The 18,086-nt window shown below is 70.5% G+C and carries 16 protein-coding genes and 3 pseudogenes; 8 read left to right on the plus strand and 11 right to left on the minus strand.

Features of this window, described 5'->3' with window-relative positions:
* Positions 1-2 precede the first annotated feature (2 nt).
* The 5 genes and pseudogenes from BIV23_RS32885 to BIV23_RS32905 form a co-directional block, all read right to left on the minus strand.
* On the minus strand, positions 3-1,568 hold the full coding sequence (locus BIV23_RS32885) for an alpha/beta hydrolase (protein WP_071384634.1): 1,566 nt from the start codon (positions 1,566-1,568) through the stop codon (positions 3-5).
* A 177-nt stretch (positions 1,569-1,745) separates the two neighbouring features.
* Positions 1,746-2,282 (minus strand): annotated as a pseudogene (locus BIV23_RS32890) (Rv2578c family radical SAM protein); the annotation flags it as partial.
* Between the two features lie 167 nt (positions 2,283-2,449).
* Positions 2,450-4,303, minus strand: a complete 1,854-nt coding sequence (locus tag BIV23_RS32895) for a hypothetical protein (protein ID WP_143079158.1) — start codon at positions 4,301-4,303, stop codon at positions 2,450-2,452.
* 13 nt (positions 4,304-4,316) lie between these two features.
* Complete coding sequence (locus tag BIV23_RS32900) at positions 4,317-4,769, minus strand: hypothetical protein (protein ID WP_071384636.1); 453 nt, start codon at positions 4,767-4,769, stop codon at positions 4,317-4,319.
* A 99-nt stretch (positions 4,770-4,868) separates the two neighbouring features.
* Positions 4,869-5,594 carry a dienelactone hydrolase family protein gene (locus BIV23_RS32905; protein ID WP_071384637.1) on the minus strand — a complete coding sequence of 242 codons (726 nt, stop codon included), beginning with the start codon at positions 5,592-5,594 and terminating at the stop codon, positions 4,869-4,871.
* 163 nt (positions 5,595-5,757) lie between these two features.
* Between BIV23_RS32905 and BIV23_RS32910 the strand changes: the two genes are divergently transcribed.
* Complete coding sequence (locus BIV23_RS32910; protein WP_071384638.1) at positions 5,758-5,985, plus strand: hypothetical protein; 228 nt, start codon at positions 5,758-5,760, stop codon at positions 5,983-5,985.
* A gap of 43 nt (positions 5,986-6,028) precedes the next feature.
* On the opposite strand, the gene BIV23_RS32915 is transcribed toward BIV23_RS32910, so the two are convergent.
* Entirely contained in the window at positions 6,029-6,613 is a 585-nt protein-coding gene (locus BIV23_RS32915) for a hypothetical protein (protein WP_342746394.1), read from the minus strand.
* A 167-nt stretch (positions 6,614-6,780) separates the two neighbouring features.
* On the opposite strand from BIV23_RS32915, the pseudogene BIV23_RS47235 reads away from it, so the two are divergent.
* Positions 6,781-7,044 (plus strand): annotated as a pseudogene (locus BIV23_RS47235) (Tn3 family transposase); the annotation flags it as partial.
* Between the two features lie 157 nt (positions 7,045-7,201).
* Positions 7,202-7,339, plus strand: a pseudogene (locus BIV23_RS54100) (IS630 family transposase); the annotation flags it as partial.
* 29 nt (positions 7,340-7,368) lie between these two features.
* Here BIV23_RS54100 and BIV23_RS32925 read toward each other — a convergent pair.
* The gene (locus BIV23_RS32925; protein ID WP_071384641.1) at positions 7,369-8,346 is read right to left on the minus strand and encodes an SMP-30/gluconolactonase/LRE family protein; all 978 of its coding nucleotides are present in this window, start codon (positions 8,344-8,346) and stop codon (positions 7,369-7,371) included.
* Between the two features lie 72 nt (positions 8,347-8,418).
* Positions 8,419-9,279 carry an SDR family oxidoreductase gene (locus BIV23_RS32930; RefSeq protein ID WP_071384642.1) on the minus strand — a complete coding sequence of 287 codons (861 nt, stop codon included), beginning with the start codon at positions 9,277-9,279 and terminating at the stop codon, positions 8,419-8,421.
* A 145-nt stretch (positions 9,280-9,424) separates the two neighbouring features.
* Here BIV23_RS32930 and BIV23_RS32935 point away from each other — a divergent pair, with 145 nt between their 5' ends.
* The 5 genes from BIV23_RS32935 (at position 9,425) to BIV23_RS32955 (ending at position 13,714) form a co-directional block, all read left to right on the plus strand.
* Entirely contained in the window at positions 9,425-9,811 is a 387-nt protein-coding gene (locus tag BIV23_RS32935; protein ID WP_245790765.1) for a winged helix-turn-helix transcriptional regulator, read from the plus strand.
* Positions 9,812-10,005: 194 nt separating this feature from the next.
* Positions 10,006-10,260 (plus strand): hypothetical protein, encoded by a 255-nt coding sequence (locus tag BIV23_RS52485; protein ID WP_071384644.1) that lies wholly within the window; start codon positions 10,006-10,008, stop codon positions 10,258-10,260.
* Between the two features lie 126 nt (positions 10,261-10,386).
* On the plus strand, positions 10,387-11,928 hold the full coding sequence (locus BIV23_RS32945) for a circularly permuted type 2 ATP-grasp protein (RefSeq protein ID WP_071384645.1): 1,542 nt from the start codon (positions 10,387-10,389) through the stop codon (positions 11,926-11,928).
* The gene (locus tag BIV23_RS32950; RefSeq protein WP_071384646.1) at positions 11,925-12,857 is read left to right on the plus strand and encodes an alpha-E domain-containing protein; all 933 of its coding nucleotides are present in this window, start codon (positions 11,925-11,927) and stop codon (positions 12,855-12,857) included. Before BIV23_RS32945 ends, BIV23_RS32950 begins: the two co-directional genes overlap by 4 nt.
* A complete protein-coding gene (locus BIV23_RS32955) occupies positions 12,857-13,714 on the plus strand; it encodes a transglutaminase family protein (RefSeq protein WP_071384647.1) in 858 nt (285 codons plus the stop codon). The genes BIV23_RS32950 and BIV23_RS32955 overlap by 1 nt, the downstream gene beginning before the upstream one ends.
* 136 nt (positions 13,715-13,850) lie before the next feature.
* On the opposite strand, the gene eutC is transcribed toward BIV23_RS32955, so the two are convergent.
* From eutC to BIV23_RS32970, 3 genes are read right to left on the minus strand one after another with little or no spacing between them, the layout of a single operon-like run.
* Positions 13,851-14,633: an ethanolamine ammonia-lyase subunit EutC gene (eutC, locus tag BIV23_RS32960; RefSeq protein ID WP_107471333.1), complete on the minus strand. Its 783-nt coding sequence runs from the start codon at positions 14,631-14,633 to the stop codon at positions 13,851-13,853.
* Positions 14,630-16,063, minus strand: coding sequence for an ethanolamine ammonia-lyase subunit EutB (gene eutB / locus BIV23_RS32965; protein ID WP_071384648.1), 1,434 nt, complete (start codon positions 16,061-16,063; stop codon positions 14,630-14,632). Before eutB ends, eutC begins: the two co-directional genes overlap by 4 nt.
* A gap of 46 nt (positions 16,064-16,109) precedes the next feature.
* Positions 16,110-17,669 (minus strand): APC family permease, encoded by a 1,560-nt coding sequence (locus BIV23_RS32970; protein WP_342746395.1) that lies wholly within the window; start codon positions 17,667-17,669, stop codon positions 16,110-16,112.
* Positions 17,670-18,086 lie beyond the last annotated feature (417 nt).

Raw genomic sequence — 18,086 nt, forward strand, 5'->3', positions numbered from 1 at the left:
CTCTACGGGCGCGTCCCGAGCAACCGGTGAAGCGTCGAACCCTGCGAGGACGGCGACGCCGCCCGCCCCTTCAACGGCTTCGGGTCGGCGGACTTCGCACACACCGCGTCGGCCACGTCGGTGGCCCTGCGCGGTACCCGGCCGTCCGCCAGATAGTCGCCGAGATACCGGTCCAGACAGCGGTTCCCGCCCAGCGTGATCCCGTGGTTGCCGCCGCCCTGCTCGACCACCAGGCTGGAGCGGGCGAGCAACTGGTGCACCCGGACACCGCCGGGGTACGGCGTGGCCGCGTCCTCGGTCGCCTGGAAGAGCAGCGCCGGCGGCAGCTCGGCGTTGGCGACGTTCAGCGGCGCGCGCCGCGCGCCCGGCCAGAAGGCGCACGGCGCGTTGTACCAGGTGTTGTTCCAGGCGAAGAACGGCGCCTTGTCGTACACCTGCCAGGTGTCCGCGCGCCACCGGTTCCAGGAGGCGGGCCAGGAGGTGTCCCGGCACTGCACCGCCGCGTAGACGCTGTAGCCGTTGTCTCCCGTGTGGTCCACGGCGCCGAGGTTCTCGTACGCCTCCACCAGCGGCCCGGTCTCGCCCTCGCGGACGTACGCCGCGAACGCCTCGGCGAGGTAGGGCCAGTAGCCGTCGTAGTAGCCGCCGGGGACGAAGGTGTCCTCCAGCTCGGCGGCGCCGATCCTGCCGTCGGCCGGCTTCTTCGCCAGGGCCGCGCGCATCGCGTACCAGCGGGCCTCGACCGCCGCGGGGTCCGTGCCGAGGTGGTACGTGGCGTCGTACCGGGCGATCCAGGCCATCAGGGCGCGGTGGCGGTCGTCGAAGGCGTAGTCCTGGCCGATGTTGTCCCGGTACCAGACGCCGGTCGGGTCGACGATCGAGTCGAGCACCAGGCGGCGCACCCGCGCGGGGAACAGCTTGGCGTAGACCGCGCCGAGGTAGGTGCCGTAGGAGTAGCCGAAGTAGTTGAGCTTCGGGGCGCCCAGGGCAGCGCGGATGGCGTCCATGTCGCGTACGGCGCTGACGGTGTCGATGTACGGCAGCACGTCGGCGTGTCTGCGGAAGCAGGCGGCGGTGAAGGCCTTCGCGCGCGCGAGGTTCGCCTCCTCCAGCGCCGGTGTCGTGGGCAGGGAGTCCGGGCGCACCGGCTTGGCGTGGCCGGGCGAGCAGTCCAGCGCGGGGGAGGAGCTGCCGACGCCGCGCGGGTCGAAGCCGACGACGTCGTACTGGGCGGCGACGTTCCTCGGCAGCGCGGAGGCGACGAATCCGGCGAGCCGCAGTCCGCTGCCGCCGGGGCCGCCGGGGTTGACCAGCAGCGGCCCCTGGAAGGTCCTCGCCGTGTGCGGGACGCGGGACAGCGCGAGCGTGATCTGCCGGCCCTGCGGGTTCGCGTGGTCCAGCGGCACCTTCAGGAAGGCGCACTGGAGCGTCGGGTAGTCGCTGGATCCGCAGGTCTTCCAGGCGAGCCGGGCAGCGGGGGCGGCCGGGGTCCCGTGCGCGGGGACGGCGGTGACCGAGCCCGCCATCACGGCGGCGGCAGCGCACAGCACGGCTGCGCGTCTTCTCATGGGTCCTCCCGGGATGGCGGGGTCGGCGGACCGTGATGATCACGCCGCTCGCCGCATCGTCCCGGCGCAGGGCCCCGGAGCTAACGCATGACGGGCGTACGTGACCCGATTGCGCCGCCCGATGCCCTCGAACGCTCCCACCCGGAGCCGGTCGTGAACGCCGCCGCCCGGCTCCGGTCACAGGGGGATCAGCTGGACCGGCTCGGCCGCGGCGTCCGGGGCTTTCGGGGTGTCCGGGGCGTCCGGGGCCGGGTCGGCGGGCGCCGGGGGGATCCGGCGGGCCAGTCCCGCGCGCGTGGGCCCGATGCCGTACTCCCGTGCGGGCTCGTGCACCTGACGGGTGATCCGGCGCTGGTACCACGTCGGGGCGCAGGCGCCCGCCGCGTACAGCCGCTCGTAGCGCCGCACCAGGTGCGGGTGGTGCCGGCCGAGCCAGCACATGAACCACTCCCGGGCGCAGAGGCAGCGTCAGCGGTGTGACCGAGGTGGCACCGGCCGCCGCGATCGCCCTTACCGTGGCCCGCAGTTGGTCCGGGCGGTCGCTCAGGAACGGGACGACCGGTGCCATCGGCACCCCGCAGCCGACGCCGTGCGGGCCGAGGGTGCGACGACGTCCGGACGGCGCTCGGGCGCGGGCGTGCCCGGTTCCACCGTGCGTCACAGCTCGGTGTCGAGGAAGGCGACCGAGACCGAGATGCCCACGCCCGTCACCTCGACGGTCGGGATCCTGTTGTCGTTCATGTCCGTCCCGGCTGGTCAAAGGCCCAGGTCAGAGCCCCAGGTCAGCCTGTCACATCACGGACTTACATGTTCTTTCAGACGCGCTCCCAGGGTTCGTGGGCCCTGGATGATCGCGCCGTCGGCGACCTGCGGGTCGGCTCTTATTGCCTGACGGTGAAGTACTGCCATGCGCCCCATGTGTTGAGGCTTCCGGTGTCCTTGTTGCTGTGGACGTACTCGGCGCGCAGCCGGAACCTGCTGTTGACTGCCTTGGTCAGGCCCAGCGTCGCGGAGGTGGTGCTCGTCATGCTGAGCGTGTGGCACGAGGAGGTGCTCTGTGTGTGCCAGGCACCCCCGTGGTATCGCTGGGTCTGGAATTGCACGCACTGGCCGGCCTTGTTGGGCGTGACCGTGACGTTCAGCTTTGCGTGGGCGGTGTGGTGGTAGACCCGGTAGAGGATGCTGCCGTAGTGAGTGCTTCCGTCATGGCCGCTGAGTGACTCGGACACCTTGGCGTAGGCGAATACGGTGCGGATGGCCGTGGCCGCGGCATAGCGGTAGTCACCGGCGAAAGATGCGGTGAAGACGGTACTGCCGGAGACCTTGTAGCTGGCGGTCAGGTTGCCGTGGCTGTCCACCGTGCCTGTCCTGACCAGCGCCTTCTTACCGTGGTAAGGCTCGGCGTAGATCGACAGTGTGTGTCCGTTGTAGGTCGTGCCGAGGTGGGCCGTGATCTTTGCGGTCGCGCTGTAGGCGTATGACGACGCGTTGCTGCTGATGCTCATTGCGGTCGTGCTGCGTGAGACTTGGACGGTTGCAGAGGCGCTGGTGGCCTGGTGTGTGGAGTCACCGGGGTAGGTCACGGAGTAGGTGTTGGCTCCGCCGACCTGCGGGACGTCGGTAATGTGGAATGTGCCGTCGGCGGACAGTGGCGCGTCGGGCAGCGCCACGCCGGCGGGATGGGCGAGGTCGCTCTTGACCACCTTGACGGCCTCACCGGACGGGTACGTATCCGCCGACAGCCGGCCGGACACGGTCAGCTGGGACGCACGGCCGCTTTGCGCCGGGGCGGCGAGGTTGATGGTGGTCGGCGCCGGGAGCTGCCATGGCACGTAGAACGTGTAGGCCGTCGGTTGCGTCGTCTGGTTCCCGGCTACATCGACGCCGACGACGTGGAGGGTGTGGCTCCCCCAGGTCAGGGAGGCTGTCAGGGTTCCCTTGCCCTGGGCGTCGGCCGGGGCCTGGGCGGCGCCGATGCCGGGCTGCTGGTCGAAGGCGTACTCGAAGTGATCCAGACCGCTGGCCCAGCAGTCCGGAGCCTCCGCTTCCGCGCATCCGCGGGGCAGGGGATCACGGGACGTGAAGCTGAACGTTGTGGGCTGCCCGGCACCCTTCTTGGGCGTTCCCGGGCTGCCCGCCGGGGGGAAGTCCGGGTTCGTGACGACCGGGGCGAGGGGCGCGCTGCCGTCGACCCGGAAGTAGCAGGACGCGGTTGGGTTCGAGTACGCCGTCCCGTCGTACGTCGACGCGTGCCAGCCGTAGGTATGTCCATCCGTCAGGGCCAGCGGGACATACACGGATTGGTAGGGAACCGGCACGCCGGAGACGGACCCGTCGGCTTCCTGCGAGCCGTCGACGTCCCCTGCGTGGACGACCCCCTGGTACGACACCCCACCCACCGTGGGCCGCGGCACGCCGATGGAGACCGTCATGCCCGCGGGAGGCGGAGTGGTCACGGTCTGCCAGGTCGGGCTGCCGTCGCTGCCGCAGGCCGAGCCGGCAGGCAATGTAGGCGTTGGCAGTGCCGGGTTGACGGGGGTTTCGTCGGCGACCGCTGCCGCCGGAACCGCTGCCATGACGGCGCAGGCCAGCAACAGCGCGACGCAGCCGCGCTGACGCACGGTTCGATTCACAGGTGTCTTCCTTCCGGGCCGCGCCCGCACATCGGTATCGAAGTCCTGCGCTCTCGCGGGGGCAGCGCCCGCAGACCTGGTCGCGCGCCCGGCGACCGCCATGACGGCATGCGTCTCACCATCTACGCGACCGCCCGCCCCCCTTGCTGCGGTACGGGACCGCAGGGTTCAGGTCGGGAATCCTCACGGCGACGGTGTCGCCTTGGGCGCTGTCGCCCGGGCGTAGCCGGGAGATGCTCCCGTCGCCGTTGGCGAAGGGCGGATTGCAGGTGGCCGCGGTGTCGCAGTCGGTCGGGGCGAGGGAATCACTGAACCCCGGCTCGGGGCCGTAGGAGGGCGGGGAACCCGGCTGGATGCTTCGGTCGTAGACGTAATCACCACCGCCTGCCCCGCGCTCGACCGTGTACAGCTTCCCGCCGCCGAGGGCCAGGCCGTCGACTGGGGCGGGCACGGCGGGGTCGGAGTCGACGGCGGTGCCTGTCGGGGTTCCGTCCGGTCCGGCGGTGAACAGGTGGGCCGCCCAGTCGGTGGCGGCCGGGCCGCCGTCGGCGACCGCCCCGTCAGCCACTGCCTGAGCGAGTTGACATAGACGTGGTCTCGCGGCGTTTGCCGAAAAGCCCCGTTCGACCGGCTTGGTTGCGGTCCAGGCTCGTGGTTGCCGACCAGATCACTCCGTTATGGGCAGGCGCTCGGCGAGCAGGTCGACGATGTCCCGCCAAGCTCGCTGCGCGTGCTGCGGGTGGTAGCCGATCCCGGGGCGCACGGTGTGGTCGACCGGCGGGTGATGGAAGGCGTGCAAGGCGCCGCCGTAGACCACGAGGCGCCAGTCGACGCCCGCAGCCTGCATCTCGTCGGTGAATGCGTCCCGTTGCGCGGGCGGCATGATCGGGTCTTCCGACCCGACCCCGGCCCACACCGGGCAGCGAATGCGCGCCGCCTCGCCCGGTCGGCCCGCGGTCAGCGCGTTGACTGTCGCGATCGCTCGCAGGTCGACGCCGTCGCGCCCGAGTTCCAGCGCGATTGCGCCCCCGGTGCCGTAGCCGACGGCGGCGATCCGGTCCGGGTCGGTCCGCGGCTCGGCGCGGAGCACGTCGAGCGCCGCGTGGCCGATGCCTCGCATCCGGTCGGTGTCGGCGAGCAGCGGCATACAACGGGCCAGCATCTCCTCGGGGTCGCCCAAATAGCGCCCGCCGTGGAGGTCGAAGGCCAGCGCCACGTATCCCAGCTCGGCGAGCGCATCGGCCCGGCGGCGCTCGACATCGCTGAGCCCCACCCCCTCGGGCCCGACCAGGACCGCCGGCCGGCGGTCGACACCGGCCGGGAGCGCGAGGTGCCCGATCATCGTCAGGCCGTCGGCCGCGTATTCGATCGTGCGCGTGGTAACCGTCGTCATGAGCCTGGACTGTAGTGATCGTCGAGCCCGGTCGGGCCGGTGTTCTGCCGCTGGCAGAAGGCAGGCCTATGGCGTATTCCGGAACCATCCCACGGACCAGACACTCAGTCAGTTCAGAGAAGCTTGCACCAGATGCCCCGTCCTTCGGCCGGATCCCGAGCAGATGCCCCGCCTGGAGGAGATCCACGCGAACCTGCTCGACCGGCTCCAGGAGGCCAAGGAACAAGGCTGGCTCGGCGAGGTCGCCGCGATCGAGGCACGCCTCGCCGCCGCCGAGCAGAAGCTCGCCGCCATGTGCGACCTCGAAGCCCGGCACGCCAAAGTCCACCTCGGCATGCCCGACTTCCGCACCAGCGCCGGCCGACTCACCGACAGCCCTGACAGCGGCTGACAGCCGTCCGACCCAGGGCCCTTCGCCCCTGGCTGCCCTGGTCTCAGGCGCGAGGCGGCAGGACCTCGATGATTTCGGCGATGCCAGCGGCCGGTTGGGCCTCGTGCATGGTGATCACGTCACCGGGCTTCAGATGCTGCCATTGCTCGGGCTGCAGGGGAGCCAGGCGAACGTCGGCTGTCTCTCCAGGGCCAAGCTGCGGCTCGAACTCCACCCAGAGCCGCGCGATGTTCAGATCCTGCTGTCCGTCTGCGGTGCGGTGACCGATGTCCCACAGCGGTCTGAGCTGGCCGTCCCCTGAGAAGGCACTCTGGCGTCCGCTCTCGTCGGCTCGCAGAAGGGTCAAGGTGGCACGGATCGTGCCGTGTTCGACTTCCCAGCCCCGCCACTCGCACCAACGGCGGCTGCGGTCGAGCATCATCTGCCCAGCAGCCTCGGAGAGCATCTCCCAGAACGTGATGGATACCGGATGGACATCCGCGATCTCGATGAGCACATCGAGCGCCATCTCCCACTCCTGGAGCTCGATCTCCTTGCGAACATCTGCAACCGTCTGGCCGTTCTCCGCCATGGCCTCCTCCGGCAGTACGTCAACGGCCTGGCGAAGGAGTGTGAACGCGTCATCCATATGCGGGATTGTCGCCTGGCCCCGGGCGCCTTGTCACAGGTGCGCAGGCAGAACGCAGCGGCGCGCGACACGCCCGGACACTCCAGGGCTCCAAGATCTCAGACAATTGCTTTCAGTGACTCGACCCGCGCATACCCCTGCCGGGCCGTCGGCTGGGCTCGTTCGGACAAGACCAGCTCGCCGCCCTCGGCCTGGTCCTCAACGCCGTCGTCCTGCGGAGCACCCGCTACCTGGATGTCGCCGTCGCCCAGCTCCGTGCCGAGGGCCACGACATCAAGGACGAGGACGCCGCGCGCCTCTCCCCACTCAAGGACCGGCACATCAACTTCCTGGGCCGCTACCTGTTCGACATCAAGGCCGGCGGTCCCGGCCAGGGCCTGCGGCCCTTCCGGGACCCGGACGCCAACGAGGACGACGAGGACGGGACCTGATCACGCATGGCGGGCGGACTTGACCGCCGAGACGAGCAGGATCACGGATTGTTCTCGAAGAAGGCCGGATACCCGGGGACACCGACTTCGGCGTTTCGGGGTCTGGATCTGTGTCGGGACTCGTGACGCGATGTGTCCGGGCTGGTGCACCGGAAGCATGCGGTATCCGGACGGGGGCGCGCTGACCGCCGAGCAGCGCAGGCGCCGGGAAGAGGTGCGGATGCTGGCCGTTGACCTCTTCGAGGAGAGCGTGGAAGTCCCGCGTATCGCCCGGGAGTTACGCGTGAGCTCCCGACAGACCGGACGGACCCCGATACGCCGAGATCAGTAGTGCAGGGGCAGGCTTTCGAGGGTGAACACCGGGCTGGTCAGCGGGTCTCCGTACAGGTAGGTGTCCATCTGGGAGTTGCTGACCAGGAGCTGGTCGCCGCTGAGGGCGACGGCGGTGGTGGTGTCGGCTCCGGGGTAGGTGCGTTCGGAGTCGAGGGTGGCCCGGGTGTCGTCGTCGGAGAGCCGCAGCGTGGCGATCTCGTTGTTGACGGAGCGGGCGATATAGAGGGTGTTTCCTCGTCGTGCGATGCCGTCGGCGCTGGTCAGGGGCGGTGCGGCGATCTTGTGGACTTCGCCGGTGGCGAGGGTGAGCCGGTACAGCGCGCCGCTGTACCAGTAGCCGATGATCAGGGACGTGCCGTCGGGACTGGTGGTGATGCCGTTGCCGTTGGACTGGCCGGCCACGTAGTCCGGCAGGTGGTAGGCCACCTGGAGGGTCCGGTGGGTGCCGGTGGCGGGGGCGTTCACCTGTGCCGCCGGGATCCGGTAGACCACGGAGCGGAAGGAGTCGGTGACGTAGACGTCCCCGTTGGGGGCGACGGCCGCGTCGTTGACGAGGGTCGACTCGCCGGTGCCGGGGACGGTGTAGCGGGCGACGAGCTTGCCGGCGTCGGTGTAGACGAAGAACCGTCCGGTGAAGGCGCCGGCGATCAGCAGGCGGTTGCCGGTGATCTTGATGCCGGTGGCCTGGGTGCGGCCGTCCTGCCCGGCGGGCAGGAAGGGTTCGAGCGTCCTGGATCCGACGCGGCCACGGTAGATGGTGCCGTCGTCGATGCTGCCGGTGTAGATGTACCGGCTGCCGGCCGCGATGCTCTCGGGGAAGGCGTTGGCGCCCTCGACCGTGATCGTGTGGGCGCTGTCCGTGGCGTCGTGGGTCGTTGCGGCGGTGGCGGGGACGGTGAGCGCGGCCAGGGCGGCGGATGTCGCGGTGAGAGTGGGCAGAGCGCGTCGCGCGGTGCGGCGGTTGGACATGATGACGGACCCTTCCGTTCGGTTTACAGGGGGTGTGGCTCTCTTCTTCGGTGCTCGCGGGCGGGGCCGGTGTCAGCGCAGGGCGGCGGCGAGCGCGTCGGCGAGGGTGGTGGTGGGCCGTCCGATCAGGCGGCGCAGGTCGCCGGTGTCGGTGAACAGTTCGCCGCGGCCCAGTCCGAGATCGGAGTCGGCAAGGATCCGGGCCAGTTCGGGGGGCACGCCTGCGCCGGTGAGCGCCTGGGTGAATGCGCCTGCGGGCAGGTCGCTGTAGGCGATGGGGGTACCGGTCGCGGCGGAGGCGGTGGCGGCCAGTTCGGCCAGGGTGAACGCCTGGTCGCCGCCCAGCTCGTAGAAGGCGCCGGTGTGGCCTTCGGTGGTCAGGACGACCGCGGCGGCCTCGGCGTAGTCGGCGCGGGTGGCCGCACTGACCCTGCCTCCGCCGGCCGCTCCGAGGAAGGTGCCGTGCTGGAGGGCCAGCGGCAGTTGGTCGGTGTAGTTCTCCAGGTACCAGCTGTTGCGCAGCACCACGGCGTGGGCGTCGCGCTCGCGCAGGTACTCCTCGGTGGCGCGGTGGGTGCCGGCGAGGATCGTGCGGGCTGTGTCGGCACGGGTCATGCTCGTGTACGCGATCAGGGACACCCCAGCGGTCAGTGCTGCGTCGATGGCGCGGCAGTGATGGGCCAGGCGCTCGTCCACGGGGATCGAGGCCGAGATCAGCAGTAGCTTCTCCGCTCCCGCGAAGGCCGCGGCAAGGCTGTCGGGGTCGGCGAAGTCCGCCCGGCGCGTCACGACACCACGGTCGGCCAGGTCCTTGATCCCGGCGGTGTCCCGGCCCGTGGCGACGATGTCCGCGGCTGGCCCTCCACGCCGCAGCAGCGCCTCGACGGTGAGTCGGCCCAGCTGGCCGGTGGCTCCGGTGACGACGATGGACATGTGAGGTTTCCCCATTTCCGCCGCGGCTTTCGCGGCACGACATGATCCTGACCTGGGAACTCTCCATCGGTAAGTAGCCACCTTTTGGTAAGGTAGCCACCCGGATGAAAGAAATGAGGTGGGAGCTGTGAGGACTGTCGAGACTGTGACCGACGCGACATCGTCCTGGGACCCGTACGAGCAAGGCTGCCCGTCACGGGACCTGCTCGACCGGATCGGCGACAAATGGTCGATCCTCGTTCTCGGCGAACTCGGGGAGCACGGGACATCCCGGTTCACCGAGCTGCGCAAGCGCCTGTCGGGGGTCAGCGAGAAGATGCTCACCCAGACGCTGCGCGCCCTCGAACGCGACGGCCTGGTCCTGCGAACGGTCCACCCGGAAGTGCCGGTGCGCGTCGAGTACGAGCTGACCCCGCTCGGGCACACTCTGCGCGGCCCCCTCAGAGGGCTCACGCAATGGTCCCTGCAGCACATGGCCGAGGTCCTCGCAGCCCGCGAGGCTTACGACGTCCGCACCGGGCAGACCGGCTGAGCACGCCGAAACGCAGTGGGTGCAAGCCGTGCGGACCCGCCAGGCAGGCGCGGTCGTCACCGAGCCGCTCTCCCAGCCCCCGGCAGGCCCGAGACGCCGACCGTCGGCAGCCGACGAGCCCCGAAGCCCTCACCGCCTCACTGCGCCCGACCCACCGCGCCCCCCGCGGACGCACGCCCCGCGGTGTCCTGCGCGTGTCCTGGACGGGGAGTCAGAACACGCCCCGTTCCTGCCTGCTCACTGTCGCCGTCGACTGCTGCCCCTCCGGCGAGCACCGTGTCCTGGCGCAGGTCCCCTACCGCGAAGCCGCCGAGCGGTTTCGTGCCTGGTCGGCCGAGACGGTCCCTGCCGTGGCCGCCGCGGCCGGTCCTGACCTCCTGGACGGCCTCCCTGCCCAGGCCCGGCCCGTCATCGCGGACACCAGCGGCGAGGGCCTGGCACTGTTCTGAGCGGGCGCCGGGAGACCTGACACCCCAACGTCACCGCGTGGCACCCCACAGGCTGCGCGGCCGCGAGTGCGCTGCCGGAAATCACGTAGAGATCGTCGCGTTACGCGCCGCACTTAACGTCCCCTCATGGCGGATATATTCGACGCATACGCGTTGGCCGACGCGTGGGACGAGATGTTTGTGCGGCCGGGTGAGGTCAGGACCGCCTATGAGCCGGTACTGGCGGCGCTGCAGCCGATCGCACCGAGTGAACTGCGTTTCAGAGCCGACCAGATGGCCCGGTCGTTCACCGACCGTGGTGTGACCTACGCCTTCGCGGGCGAGGAGCGGCCGTGGCCGCTGGACCTCGTGCCGCGCATCCTCGACGCCCTCGAATGGGATCTCATACAACGCGGCGTCGGCCAGAGAGTCAGGGCCCTGGAGGCCTATCTCGCCGATGCCTACGGTCCCTGCCGTGCCTTCGAGGACGGCGTCGTGCCCTGGCGGCTGCTCCTCAACTCCCCCCATTTCCACCGGGTCACGCACGGGATCGAGCCTCCCGGTGGTGTGCGCATCCACGTCGCCGGCATCGATCTCGTGCGTGACGAGGCCGGGGACTTCCGGGTGCTGGAGGACAACGTGCGGGTGCCCAGCGGGGTCTCGTACGTGATCGAGAACCGGCGCGCGATGACCCGCATCTTCCCCTCCCTCTTCGCCGAGCAGCACGTGCTGCCCGTCGACGGTTACGGACACCGTCTGCTGGCCGCCCTGCGCGCCGCCGCGCCCGACGGGACCGCCGACCCCCGGGTCGTCGTACTGACCCCCGGGCCCAACAACGCGGCCTACTTCGAACACGCCCTGCTCGCCCGGCTGATGGGTGTGCAGCTGGTGGAGGGGCACGACCTGCTGTGCCGGAACAACCGCGTGTGGATGCGGACCACGCGCGGCGAGGTGCCCGTCCACGTCGTGTACCGGCGTCTGGACGACGACTTCCTCGATCCGCTGCACTTCCGGCCCGACTCGGTGATCGGCTGCCCGGGGATCATGAGCGCGGCGATGGCGGGCAACGTCACGCTCGCGAACGCCGTCGGAAACGGGATCGCGGACGACAAGCTGCTCTACACCTACGTCCCGGATCTGATCCGGTACTACCTGTCCGAGGAACCGGTCCTGCCCAATGTGGAGTCCTACCGGCCCGACGAACCAGAGCAGTTGGAGGCAGTCCTCGACCTGATCGAGCAGCTCGTCGTCAAGCCGGTGGACGGAGCGGGCGGTCAGGGCATCGTCATCGGACCGAAGGCCGACCCCGACACCCTCGAACGCACCCGCAAAGCCGTCATCGCCAACCCGCGCGGCTTCATCGCGCAGCGGCCCGTCGCCCTCTCCACCTCCCCCACCCTCGCGGGCGAGCGCATGGCCCCGCGCCACATCGACCTGCGCCCGTTCGCCGTGCACGACGGCAACGATGTCTGGGTGCTGCCCGGAGGCCTCACCCGCGTCGCCCTCCAGGAGGGCAACCTGATCGTCAACTCCAGCCAGGGCGGCGGCTCCAAGGACACCTGGGTACTCGCCGAGGGCCCCGCCGAGCGGCCGGCCTCCGTCGGCTCCGGTGATCTGCCCGAGGTCGCTCCCCGCCAGCTGGGTCCCGACGGCACCACCACGGTCGTACAGGAAGGGGCGCAGCAGTGAACGACGTGATCCTCTCCCGGATAGCGGAGGCGCTGACCTGGACCGGGCGGTACGTCGAGCGGGCGGACGCCACCGGCCGGATCCTCGACGCGTATCTGCACCGCATGCTGGAGGACCCCTGGCGCGACGAGGACGCGGCCTGCCGGTCGCTGTACGCGATCCTCGGCGTGGACGCGGGGGCGCAAGCGGTGGACATGCAGCAGGTGCTGGACCAGCTCGCGTTCGACGCCCGCTCGACCGGTTCCATCGAGGGTGCGCTGGGCGCCGCCCGGCTCAATGCCCGCAGCGCCCGTGAGGCCGTCTCCTCGGAGATGTGGGAGTGCCTCAACTCCACCTGGCACGCCCTTGCCGACCAGCGGCTCGCGGCCCGCCGTACGGGCCCGTACGCCTACCTGGAACTTGTCCGGCGCCGCGCGGCCCTCTTCTTCGGGCTCGCCGACTCCACGATGAGCCGGGACGACAGCTGGCGGTTCGTCGTCCTGGGCCGGAGTCTGGAGCGGGTCGACATGACCGTACGGCTGCTGAGCGTGCGCGTGCTGGACGCGGCGCACGCGCCGGACTGGCCGACGCTGCTGAGCGCGAGCGGTGCCGACGAGGCGTACGCGCGCGTGTACGGCGGTTTCGGCGACACCCCGCGCGTGGCCGAATTCCTGCTTCTGGACCGGGACTTCCCGCGCTCGGCGCTGCACGCGCTGACGACGGCCGAGGAGTGCCTGACCGCGCTGGGCCGCCCGCGCCAGGACCCGGCACGCCGCCCGATAGGCCGCCTGCGTACCCGCCTGGAGTACCTGGACTCGCACGCTCTTGAGGAGCAACTACCGGTACTGCTGGGTGACTTGCAGCAGGCCTGCATGACGTCCGCCGACGCGGTGGCGGAGCAGTTCTTCCCGTACCAGGGGGCCGTCGAGTGGGCCCAGGAAGGAGCGTGATGGTGACCGACAAGGGAATCCGCCGCCTCCGCATCCGGCACGAGACCCGCGTCTCCTACGCGCAGGCCGCCGTCTCCTCGCACAACGAGGTCCGTATGACCCCGCTGACGCTGCCCGGCCAGACCACCCTGGACGGCCGGGTGACCGTCGGCCCGGCGGCCGCGACCTGGTCGTACTGGGACTACTGGGGCACTCAGGTGACCGGCTTCGACCTGATGGACCCGCACTCCGACCTCACCATCACCGCCTCCAGCCTGGTGGAGACGGCCCCGCCCGGTCCGCTTCCCGGGCCGCCCGGCTGGGCGGAGGTGGCCGAACGCACCGCGCGCTCCCGCCTGCTGGAGTTCGCGATTCCGACGGCGCGTACGACGGTCCCGGCGGAGCTGATCGCCCACGCGCGGGAGGTCACGGCGGGCCTCGACCCGCACGAGACGGCCGTCGCCGTCTCCTCACTGGTCGCCGACCGGGTGTCGTACCTGCCCGGCACCACCGGTGTGAACACCTCCGCCGCCGAGGCCTGGGAGCAGGGCACGGGCGTCTGCCAGGACATCGCCCACGTCACCATCGCCCTGCTGCGGGGCCTGGGGCTGCCGTCCCGCTACGTGTCCGGCTACCTGCACCCGGAGAAGGAGGCCGAGCTGCACCGCCCGGTCGCCGGACAGAGCCACGCCTGGATCGAGTACTGGGCGGGCGACTGGTGCGGCTACGACCCGACCAACCGCACCCGCGCCGACGAGTCCCACGTGGTGGTCGGCCGCGGCCGCGACTACGACGACGTGCCCCCGCACAAGGGCGTGTACCGGGGGGTGGCGGGCGGGCCACCGGAGGTGACCGTGGAGTTCACGCGGGTCGCCTGAACGCGGCGGGGGGCCGGGAGCCGCTCCCGGCCCCCCGGACGACCGGTCTGTGGTGGGAGCGAGGTCGCTCGGTGCATGGCGTGTGACGGCGCCGCAGACGATCGACGGCGCATCGCGGCACGGCCGGCGTGCTGGGTCAGCTCTCCAGCGCGGCAGGCTCCTTGACGGCCACTCCGCTCCGCCCGTCGGCCATCAGCGCCTCCACCAGCCCGACGATCCGACTCGCGGCTTCCCGCACCGGAATCCCCGCGCGGTGGATGTTGGAGAGGAGGTTGCGGTCCGCGTCGGTGTGCCCGGGACGCGGCCGGTACGCCAGGTACGCGGAAAGGCTTTCCGCCGTCGCCAGGCCCGGGCGTTCACCGATCAGCAGCACGACCACCGCCGGGTCCAGCAGATCGCCGATCTCGTTGAGCACTCCGACCCGGCACTGCCGCACCACGATCGGACGGCCCACGGACCAGCCGCGCACCGCGCAGCCCTCGTGCACCAGTGGCAGCAGAGCCGGCACCTGGGCGTGCACGGCGGTGGAGGACAGCCCGTCGCCGATCACGAGCTGCACGTCCGGGCCCGGTCCGTGCGCGGCGCGGATCGTCTGCCGCGCTTGCGGGGTGAGGCGCCGGCCCAGGTCCGGGCGGCGCAGGTAGCGGTGCCGGGAGTCGGCCATGGTGGCGACCACTGTCCAGGGGAAGCGATCGGCCAGCGCGGCCATCCCTGGGGCGTCGAGGTCCAGCGGCGTCGAGACCGCGTCCCGCGCGGCCGCGTGGTCGCCGCGCAGGGCCAGCAGGGTGGCGGTGTGGTAGGAACTGCCCGCCCGGCCGGTGAAGATACGAGCGGGGGTCGCCGCGCGCAGCCAGGCAGCGGTGCGCTCCGCGGGCGTCGGGTCGGCAAAAGGAGCGCAGAGCTCCAGGTGCTCCGTCACGCCACACCTCCGGGGAGGAGTGCGCGCAGCGCTCCGCTGTCCTCCAGCGCGGAGGCGAGCTCGGCCAGGCTGGTCGGCAGGCCGTGCGCTCCGCTGCCCGGGCGGCCGTCGCAGCGGATGCCCATCTCGGCCAGCCAGAACTCGAACTCCGGAGCGGTGCGCAGCCCCAGCGTCCGGCGGGCACTCACCACATCGTGGTAGCTGGTGGTCTGGTAGTTGAGCATCACGTCGTCCCCGGCCGGGATGGCCATCACGAAGGTGCACCCGGCGGAGGCGAGCAGCACCAGCAGGTTGTCGTTGGTGTTCTGGTCGGCGTCCGCGTGGTTGGTGTAGCAGACGTCCACGCCGGTCGGTACGCCCATCAGCTTGCCGACGAAATGGTCCTCCAGGCCCGCGCGGGTGATCTGCACCGAGTCGGCCAAGTACTCCGGCCCGATGAAGCCGACCACCGAGTTGACCAGGAACGGGTCGTAGAGCCGGGCCACCGCCTGTGCCCGCGCCTCCAGGGTGAGCTGGTCGACGCCGTGGTGGGCCTCGGCGGAGAGCGCACTGCCCTGGCCGGTCTCGAAGTACATCACCTGATCGCCGGCGAACTCGCCCGCCCGTTCGGCGTGGTGGGCGAGCACAGCCTCCCGGCCGCGAGCGAGCAGGCCGAGGTCGATGCCGAAACTCGCGTTGGCCGCCTCCGTCCCGGCGACCGACTGGAAGAGCAGATCCACGGGTGCGCCTGCCTCCAGTGCGGCCAGCTGGGTGGTGACGTGCGCCAGCACGCAGGACTGGGTGGGTATGCCCAGCCGGGCGATCAGCTCGTGCACGCCGCGCAGCACCTCGCCGATCACCGGCACGGACTCGGTAGCCGGGTTGACGCCGATCATCGCGTCGCCACAGCCGAACGCCAGGCCGTCCAGCGCGGACAGCATGATGCCGCGCACGCTGTCGGTGGGGTGGTTGGGTTGGATGCGAGAGCCGAAGACGCCCGCACCGCCCATGGTGTTACGGCAGCGGGTGGTACGGCGCAGCGGGGCAGCCGCCACCACCAGGTCCAGATTGCTCATCAGCTTGGCGCAGGCGGCGGCGATCTCCGGGGTGATCGTCGCGTGCAGCCCGCCCGACCAGCGCTGCCGGAAGCCGGGCTCCAGGACCGACTCGCGCAGTTCACCCACGGTGAGCGAGGCGATCTCCGCGAAGCTCGCCGGGTCGGCGGGCACGGAGACCGCCTCCGTCACCGCGTCCTCCACGACGGCAGTCGCGGCGATCTCGGCCACCCGCACGTCGGCCAGGGCGAGCTTGGCCGCTACCCGCTCCCGCTCGCTGCGTGCGGCGAGTCCGGCGAGCTGGTCACCCGACTTCACCTCGTTCGCCTTGGCCAGCAACTCGGGCAGCGTGGCGAACGTGAACCGCTCGCCACGCAGGGTGCTGCGGTAGACCATGCTGTCAACCTCTCCGAACTCTCTCCGCGGTACGCATGAGGGGCTGTCAGCGCTCGTGGGACTCGGCCAGAACCGTGCTGCCGATCTGCTCGTAGCGCGCCCGGTCGGTGGACCGGAGCACGAGCGCTGTCACCGCGCCCAGCACGCCCACACCGATCACCAGGTAGGGGGTGAGGGTGTAGACGGGACTGTCGGAGGCGGCGCCCGCCGCGAAGGAGAGGTTGCTGAACAGCAGGTAGACGACGTAGGCCATGCCCGCTGCGCCCACCGCCGGACAGAGCAGAGTCCGCCACCAGCTACGGGTCTCCGGGTGGCGTTTGCCGGCGTGGAAGTACCAGATCACCGAGACGGAGCAGATCGCCTGGACGATGAGGATCCCCATCGTGCCCATGATGGCCAGCAGGCCGAACTGGTAGTAGTACGCCACGTCCGGCGCGGCTTTGCTGGGAGCCTGGAAAAGGAAGAAGTACAAGGTGATGAGCAGGGTGATCACGGACTGCACGATCGAGGCGACCCACGGGGACCTGTGCTTGTCGTGGGTGGCGCCGAGCGGGGTGACGGCCTTGTGCAGACCCTCGCGGCCGATCGCGTAGAGGTAGCGGGAGGCCGAGTTGTGGAAGGCCAGCGCACAGGCGAAGGAGCCGGTGACGGCCAGGACCTGGTAGAGGTCCTTGGCCCAGACACCCACGAACTTCTGGGTGATGCCGAAGAAGAGGTCGAAGGGGTTGCCGGTACTGCCCTGGGCGATGGTGACGGCGTTGTGCGCGCCGTTGCCCGCGATGGTCATCCAGGAGACGAAGGTGTAGAGCGCGCCGAGCGCGATGACCACGAGCAGGGTGGCGCGCGGGATGATCCGGGTCGGGTTGCGGGACTCCTCGCCGTAGACAGCAGTGGTCTCGAAGCCCACCCACGACCAGAAACCGAAGAACAGACCGATCGCCACGCTGCCGCCGGCCACCGCGGTGAAACCGCGTGCCGGGTCGAGGGAGCCGGTCATCAGCCCGTCGGGGCCGCCGCCGTGGAAGAGCACCGAGCCGCCCATCAGCAGCAGGATCAGCACCTCGGCGACCAGGAAGACGCCCAGCACCTTCCCGGAGAGCTCGATGTCGAAGTAGCCGAGTACCGCGATGGCGAGGATGCCGACGAGCGCGTAGACGATCCAGCTCAGTTTCGGCCCGCCGAAGGTCTCCACGTCCGTCTTGAAGAAGGACGCGAAGATCCCGATCAGCGAGCCCTCGAAGACCACGTAGGCAAGGGTCGCGATGAGGCCGCTGGCCAGCCCGGCGACCCGGCCCAGGCCACGGGTGACGAAACCGTAGAAGGCGCCGGTGGCGGTGATGTGCCGGGCCATCGCGGAGTAGCCGATGGTGAAGATGACCAGAACGGCGGTGCAGAAGATGAAGGTGGCCGGGGTCCCCGTGCCGGCTCCGGAGCCTATCGCGATGGGCACGTTGCCCGTCATGGCGGTGATGGGAGCGGCCGTGGCCAGCACGGTGAAGACGACGCCCCACATGCCCAGTGCCCCGGTGCGCAGGCGCTTGGGCTCGGGGGTGGCGCCCGTGCCGGGACCGTTGAGGGGTGTGTGGGCGGATTCTGTAGCAGTCACGCGATCTGGCTCCGGATGTTGCGCTGGGCGGTGTAGGTGCCCGATCGTCGCTAACCCTCTTTACGGAATGCGGCGGCCGTCGTTTCATCTTCGTTAAGCAGGGCGAAAGACATATCTCACGCATTCGTGGCCGCGCAGGCCGTAGTGAGGAGGTTCTGCGAAACCTCCGCGAACTGCCATCGCGTCGGGGGTGGTTCACGTTGAGGGCCCGCGATCACGCCGGCGGCAGAGCCGCCGCGTGCGGAAAGACGGGGCCGCTGAAACCTGTGTGGCTGTGTCTGCCGGATCAGACGGCGACGTTGGGCTCGTCGAGCCGTCCGGCGAGTCGTTCAGCGCGTCCCAGCCGGGTCCCCGCCCCGGCTAGGGGTGGAGGGAGCACACTGCTCGCTCCAGCGAGTACGGCCTCCGTGCGGGGCG

Origin of the sequence: Streptomyces monashensis (assembly GCF_001866665.1) — a bacterium.
In the GTDB taxonomy this organism is placed as follows: Bacteria; Actinomycetota; Actinomycetes; order Streptomycetales; family Streptomycetaceae; genus Streptomyces; species Streptomyces monashensis.